The sequence below is a fragment of the Pseudomonas sp. GL_103 genome (assembly GCF_057835175.1).
On the sequence record NZ_CM174420.1, the window covers coordinates 1,578,755 to 1,585,000 of the forward strand.

General features: G+C 53.1%; 7 protein-coding genes. 4 read left to right on the plus strand and 3 right to left on the minus strand.

Translation table 11 applies throughout. The annotated features are described in order from the left end of the window. Nucleotides 1-44: 44 nt before the first annotated feature. Both AC3IP0_RS07200 and AC3IP0_RS07205 read right to left on the minus strand, forming a co-directional pair. Nucleotides 45-596, minus strand: coding sequence for a hypothetical protein (locus AC3IP0_RS07200; protein ID WP_489327038.1), 552 nt, complete (start codon nucleotides 594-596; stop codon nucleotides 45-47). A gap of 509 nt (nucleotides 597-1,105) precedes the next feature. Further along, the gene (locus AC3IP0_RS07205) at nucleotides 1,106-2,137 is read right to left on the minus strand and encodes an IS110 family RNA-guided transposase (protein WP_465802548.1); all 1,032 of its coding nucleotides are present in this window, start codon (nucleotides 2,135-2,137) and stop codon (nucleotides 1,106-1,108) included. A gap of 518 nt (nucleotides 2,138-2,655) precedes the next feature. Here AC3IP0_RS07205 and AC3IP0_RS07210 point away from each other — a divergent pair. Further along, nucleotides 2,656-3,309: an HNH endonuclease gene (locus AC3IP0_RS07210; RefSeq protein WP_489327040.1), complete on the plus strand. Its 654-nt coding sequence runs from the start codon at nucleotides 2,656-2,658 to the stop codon at nucleotides 3,307-3,309. A gap of 22 nt (nucleotides 3,310-3,331) precedes the next feature. Continuing rightward, nucleotides 3,332-3,997 carry a hypothetical protein gene (locus AC3IP0_RS07215; RefSeq protein WP_489327041.1) on the plus strand — a complete coding sequence of 222 codons (666 nt, stop codon included), beginning with the start codon at nucleotides 3,332-3,334 and terminating at the stop codon, nucleotides 3,995-3,997. Nucleotides 3,998-4,126: 129 nt separating this feature from the next. On the opposite strand, the gene AC3IP0_RS07220 is transcribed toward AC3IP0_RS07215, so the two are convergent. Next, a complete protein-coding gene (locus AC3IP0_RS07220) occupies nucleotides 4,127-4,342 on the minus strand; it encodes a hypothetical protein (RefSeq protein WP_048395197.1) in 216 nt (71 codons plus the stop codon). A 690-nt stretch (nucleotides 4,343-5,032) separates the two neighbouring features. Here AC3IP0_RS07220 and AC3IP0_RS07225 point away from each other — a divergent pair. Both AC3IP0_RS07225 and AC3IP0_RS07230 read left to right on the plus strand, forming a co-directional pair. Continuing rightward, nucleotides 5,033-5,467: an ImmA/IrrE family metallo-endopeptidase gene (locus AC3IP0_RS07225; protein ID WP_489327042.1), complete on the plus strand. Its 435-nt coding sequence runs from the start codon at nucleotides 5,033-5,035 to the stop codon at nucleotides 5,465-5,467. Nucleotides 5,468-5,768: 301 nt separating this feature from the next. Continuing rightward, complete coding sequence (locus tag AC3IP0_RS07230; RefSeq protein WP_489327044.1) at nucleotides 5,769-6,161, plus strand: DUF3775 domain-containing protein; 393 nt, start codon at nucleotides 5,769-5,771, stop codon at nucleotides 6,159-6,161. Nucleotides 6,162-6,246: the final 85 nt, after the last annotated feature.

Consider the following 6,246-nt stretch of genomic DNA (forward strand, 5'->3'; position numbering starts at 1 on the left):
ATTTCTTTCATGTTTCTCCCCGTGGCGTCACTTTGGTTTGCGGCTTAGCTGGGCAAGACCAGAGCCCGCAGAGCCCGGACGTTTAGGATTGGCGGAATTACATAAAAGAGCGCTGACACCAATGGCGCGATTTGTCCGGTAACCATGCCCGTGATTAGGCCCAGCGTGCCAAACACGCCCAAGATGACATTGAACGCGACAGCGACTTTCTTGAGTTTCCTTCTGTGCGCGGCCACTGGAATGCCGGCAAAGAAGATAGTTTCTCTTGATAGCACTACGGCGGTTAATAGGAACGGGCCAGCTATGAAGGTCATTAATGCTGCGACAATCAATACACCTGTGAAGGTCTGTGATTTAAAGAGTGTCATCGTCGCACCAACTGAGATTAGCGCGACGATGGCCCAGTTCATAACGCGAAGCTTCCGGAACTCCTGAACGGGCGCGGCCGGATCTCCAGGCTGAATGGCGGCCACCGAAGCTACAAAAGCGGAGGAGATGTTGCTTGGCAGTCGATCTCCACAGGATTGGCAAAAAGCAGCCATTGGCATTACAGCTTCGCCGCACTTTGAGCAGTGCTTGCTATTCAGCCCTTCCATTTACTCTCCTAAGTCTATTGCGACGCCCAACTACTATTAGGCGACAGGCCATGTAGCGTTTCTTGTCGCAATGGCGTGTCGTATAACGTTCCTGTCGTCCTGTGAGTCCTTGTCTAGCTTAAGGTGGTCGCAGCAAACGCGACATTGCTCAGGGAGAAACGCGATATGGATGACGGTAAGCCCTGCTGCCTTCTAGAGTCGAAAGCGGCATCAGTGACCCTACCCATTTGCCATCACCGTGTCCATCGTCCATATATGGACTCCTCCTCATTGCAAGCCTCCTTTGCTTTGGCGCCCGTGCCGACTGCACACGTATATTCGGCCTTTTACTGCGGCATCGTTTCGATGCAGGGCCATGATGGGCTATTCGCGCGTCGGCTCCCGATCGCTTTTACGTGCTTTATGCACCTGGACGTTAAAGGGTTTTGCCGACGCCGGTTCGACCGGTTTGCCATTGCTCGGGTTGCTTCGCAATCGTGGTGTATGGGGCTTCTTCCGGGATGAATGGGTCAGGCCGCTGCCCGATCCGGTTGGTAATCAGTACCGTTGCGCAGCATCGCCCAAGCCATGCGTGCAGTTTTGTTCGCCAAAGCGATAGCGGCGACATTGGGATGTGAGCGCTCGGCTAAACGGACAGCCCACTGGCTGAGCCGGTCATCTTTAAATTTGGCCGTGCGTAATGCCGATCGTGCACCATGGATCATCAGCGTTCGCAGATAAGCATCGCCACGTTTGCTGATGCCCAGCAGTCGATCCTTGCCGCCGGAGCTGTGTTGCCTCGGCGTCAGCCCTAACGAGGCGGCCAACTGCCGGCCATTGGCAAACTGTCGGGCATCACCAATGGCAGCAACGAGTGCGGTGGCTATCATCGGGCCGACCCCGCGCAGCTGCTGCAAACGAACGGCCGTTGGTTCACTTGCCGCGATTGCCGATATCTCGCTGTCGAGTTCGCCCACGCGTTCATCCAGTGTGCGAAGGTCGCCCCACAAGCCATCCAGCAGACGACGAAAACGTACCGTCAAACCGTTATCCGCCTCTTCCAACCAGCACGGTATGGCGCGACGCAGCATCAGCAACTCCTTCGGAGCAACGAGGCCGTACTCGGCGATCAGCCCACGAATCTGATTGGCTTTGGCCGTCCGCTGTTCGATTAAGCCGGCCCGGATGCGATGCGTCGCCTGGATATCCTGTTGTTCGATGGTCTTGACGGCGACGAAGCGCATGCTGGGGCGGCTCATCGCTTCGCAGATTGCCTCGGCATCGTTGGCGTCGTTCTTGTTGCTCTTGACGTACGGTTTGACGAACTGCGGCGCAATCAGCCTCACCCGAAATCCACGTGCTTGTAGTTGCCGTGCCCAATGGTGCGCACCGCTACAACTTTCCATGCCGATCTCACAGCCGGGTTCGATCTTCTCCAGCACCGTTTGCAGCCAGCGTTCGCGAGACAGACGCTGCCGCCAGACTGGCTGCTCATGACGATCCACGCCGTGGATCTGAAACACGTTCTTGGCCAAGTCGACCCCAATGCGCATAAGCTTCATGTGTGGACTCCTTCTCACGGTTGACTGCGGTTCGCACCTTCAGTCTGGCACTCAAGATGCCGAAGTGAGGAGGGGTCCATCCCATTGCTTTTGGCCGATTTCTGCCTGTCGCGAAGGGCAGGAGACGGCCCAGGCTGTGTGAAAACATTTTGGAGCAGGTTTTACAGTCAGGACAGGAACGAAAATCGCGCTCCTACGCAAATTTCCGGTCTGCTGATTAACCAAACGCTGGCAGATTTTACGTAGCAACGCAGACTTCAAAACGGCGCATGCGTTTTCACACAGCCTGGACCCAAAGCTGCCGGTCACAGTGTCTAGAGACCTAGGGCCGACTCTGACTTGAACCTTGATAGTTTTTGATTTTGCGAGTGGTGCAGGCGTTTGGGTTGAACTCATCGTCTACGAAATCCCCGGCAGCTCGTATAGTCTTGGCCTAAGTCTCATCTAAATTACAGCGATACCGGTGCACAGACGAGTTGGAAGCGAATCTCGAATTCATTGGCAAAGGAAAATGTTGAGTGTTTAAAGATCAGGTCATCGAGCGGTTTCACCAAGAGTTCGGAAACCCGGACCGAATCACCGTAAAAGTTACCGCCTTCAACGTTGCGGGACTTGGAGTCGTTATTCAGACCGACCAACCCAATCGCGAAGATGCCGCGTTTGTTTGGTTGCCTTATCCACCAGACGATCAACCAGTACCGGAAATCGCCTTGGAGTACGCGGGCGACTCAGGACGGCATAGTGGTACCCATGCTTCCGCGGGCCTGGAAAAAGGGCTCCCTGCGCTCAAGTTGATACTGAGGTCTGACGCCGAGCTGAATGATGTTTTGGCTTATATCAAGGCCTTTGCCGCCAAGGCCGCGTTGCCTTCGGTGATCGCTGCTCCTCGCCCCACCGCCTCAAGCGAGACTAGCGCCGAAAGCGTGCTTATCCCCGTTGATATAAAAATCATGCCGGCACCTAAGCCTGTTGCTCCGCGCAGGGAGGCTATCCCCAGAGTCGTGCAGCGCGAAGTCTGGCAACGAGACGGCGGTGCTTGCGTACAGTGTGAGTCTCGAAAGTTGTTGTGTTTCGACCATATCGTTCCATTTTCCCACGGTGGCAGTAACACCGTTAGAAATCTGCAATTACTCTGTGAACCTTGCAACCTGTCCAAGGGCAATCGGATCTAGATAATCAATAGGAGATGGTTGGATGGACATTGCACATCAGCGGATTTTGGAGGGAAAGGTGTTTGAAGCGGTCCGCTCTCACTCACCCCTAGCCGGAAAACAGATCATCAATCTAGGTTCGGTTAGCGTTCTGTTCGAAGGCGAAACACCAGCCTCGGTGTATCGATTGTCTTCCGACAATGCCACACATAACTTCGCAGCGAAGGCAAAAAAGCTCGGTATACCAGGTGTAGTTCGGCTATTGACGGATTATGGCGCCGTCGCGCTTTATCAAAACGACGACTACTACCCCGATTACCTATGGTTGGCTCATCTGGAACATCTGAATAGCCTAGAGACTTACCCCGATCAGCAAGCAGCCGTCGCGCGTCTCCTGCTGCATCTGACCGATAGTGATGACGGAGACCTGCTAGCCACACCAGAAGACAAACATGCCCTTTTAGCAAAGCTGGACGATGCCCCTATCGAACCTTGCACGCGACAGGCCGTGGAAGCCCTGCAACGCCTACTCCCTGAATACATCGTGGAAACAAACGTCGACGTGGATCTTGGAGCCAGCAACTTCATGGTCCGCGCAGCGACAGGTGACGTAGTATTAAGCGATCCAGCCAGCGGGCTTTCCAACATATCGGAAGAGCACCGTAAGCGCTTGTTGACGGACGGGATTGTGGTAGAGGTCCAGCAATGAGTGAATCGCCCCGGATTTTGTAGAAACTCGATGACCGCTCCTGGCCGATAGTTGCCTGTGAGATGAACCGGACTGGTTCCTCAAATCCACCTCGACATGACTGGTGATGGGCCCTTGGTGTGCAGTCGGTTAACCGATGTCCAATTTCTTCAATCGAGCCAAGCCTTGTTTGATATGACCGGCGTTTTCACCCATGCTCCACAGTGCGCCACGGACATTTCCGCCCACTTCCTGTGCCCCCTGCTCCTCGATCAGCAGGGTCAACTCCATAATGGCCGCCTCCAGGGCCTGCTGGTTTTCGAACAGCCTTTCCAGTACATCCGACAGTGAATAATCGCTTGGCATGGTGTCGATTCCTTTCGAGAAACCCCAAGGATAGCAGTGACGTTCTCTACCGCAATTTCACCGGCGCCAGGATGCAACGGCGGATGCAGGAAATCGAATTGAGCATCAGCTGACAATGCGAAGATCAGAGCCCGCATTTGACCTGTATGACGAACTAATCAAGGACGCGCGCTATGCGATGGCGCGTCAACGAAAGTCTAAGGAGGCTCTAGGGGATGAAGATTAGGAGCCGGGGCGAACTTTGACGGCCGCTGGAGCTGCAGCTATATGCGGTGAATACGAAAGGGGTTCAAGTCCCTTGCTCAGCCTTATCTTCAACGCAGCGATCATGGGTGCTGGCTAGTTTGAAAATCTTCTAGCGCCATGTCTTGGATGCCAGTCCGGTATGTCATGGATTGGACAGACTTTCGTGTAAAAATAGCTTTTCCGGGACTGATTCTGCCTTTTTTCTCTGCTTAATTTTTGCTAAATCAAGGATGAATTGGTTTTTATCATGCTGAAATATAACGATATATTATATTGGTCAGTCCAATCCATCACTGGTGCAATGAAGTCGATTTCATCGAGCTGTGCTTCCGGTTTGAAAGTGTACGGTTTTGCATATTCCTCCAGTCTCCTCCAGCCATGCTTAACTCTTATGGCAGCAGTCTACGCGCGAACAAGGATAACTCGTGTGACCAGGAGGTTAAAATGCGCCTTGCTATATTGCTACTCTCTGCTCTATTCAGCTCATTAGCGATTGCAGTTCCCGAAATTCCCGACCCCTCTCTTAATGACATCGCCATGGTCAAACCTGACCCATTCTATGGGGCTGTCATCATCTACAATCCCAGCATTTGCCAGCAGATTGGGCCAGCGTGTGGCTTTTTCAGAGCTCATGAAATTGGTCATGTTTTTTCAGGGCACCATCTCTTGCCCCCCTACGCCTACAACTCTCAAGTCGAATTCCAGGCAGATTGTTGGGCCGCGTCGAACGGCATTCCTTATGAGATTTTCGCGGCATACCAACTTTTTTTGAGCGGTGGTAGTAGCGCCAACTGGAATATTTATGGGAATCCGCAGCAAAGGGCAGCGCGACTGAAATATTGTGCTCAGATGGCTGGACGGTGGATTGGACCACCCTAGCCGAGTTGGTTACCTGGCGTGAGTTTGAGCTAGCGGGGGCGGAGATTGGGAGTGGGGCAAAAATGGGGCAAAAATGGGGCAAACCGTATGCCAAACGATGCCATTCAATGCCAATCAGGCATTTATGCATGCGCTCGAAATACATGGTGAAACCCGTAATCACACGGGGTTGGGGCGCAATGTCCGAAATACTCCAGCACAATTGGGGTATGGTCAGCCGAAGAAAAATTACGCCATGAGGTTGCAATCGGTGTTCTGGCCCCAATTACCACTTGCCCATAGCGGTAACTAAGGAGCGGCCATGAATCACCTAAAAAACGAAAAAGCCCAATACATCGCTGAGCTTGCTGAGGCCAGTTTCAATTTTGATCAGGCCAAAGAGGCTGGGGTTGCTTACGATAGCGATGATTTCATTGAGCGGATTCTGGCTCCTGCATCCAAGCCGCGGCAAGCTTTGCTTGATGAGCTAGATACCCTCTCGCAAGCAGAGGCGGTAGAGCTGGTGGCTTTGATGTACGTTGGTCGAGGGGATTACATTGACGACCAAAACGATAAAGGCCAGGTGATGCATGCTTTTCAGACGCAGGTTGATGATTTTTCAAGTCGAGAAGCAGAGCAGCTGACGCATATCTGTGCTGAGAAGGATCTAGTTTTGCATCGTTACCTGAAAGAAGGCCTGAAATTACTCGCATAAGCAAGGTAGCCACGTAGCGCCTCTCCAGTTTTAGGGCAAAATTAGGGCAAGCTAGAGGCCGCCACGTACCGCTATAGGCTGACAG

Bases quoted from the DNA above. Each gene is read 5' to 3' on its own strand.
- AC3IP0_RS07205 (WP_465802548.1), bottom strand. From the start codon at position 2,137: ATGAAGCTTATGCGCATTGGGGTCGACTTGGCCAAGAACGTGTTTCAG.
- AC3IP0_RS07200 (WP_489327038.1), bottom strand. From the start codon at position 596: ATGGAAGGGCTGAATAGCAAGCACTGCTCAAAGTGCGGCGAAGCTGTA.
- AC3IP0_RS07220 (WP_048395197.1), bottom strand. From the start codon at position 4,342: ATGCCAAGCGATTATTCACTGTCGGATGTACTGGAAAGGCTGTTCGAA.
- AC3IP0_RS07215 (WP_489327041.1), top strand. From the start codon at position 3,332: ATGGACATTGCACATCAGCGGATTTTGGAGGGAAAGGTGTTTGAAGCG.
- AC3IP0_RS07225 (WP_489327042.1), top strand. From the start codon at position 5,033: ATGCGCCTTGCTATATTGCTACTCTCTGCTCTATTCAGCTCATTAGCG.
- AC3IP0_RS07230 (WP_489327044.1), top strand. From the start codon at position 5,769: ATGAATCACCTAAAAAACGAAAAAGCCCAATACATCGCTGAGCTTGCT.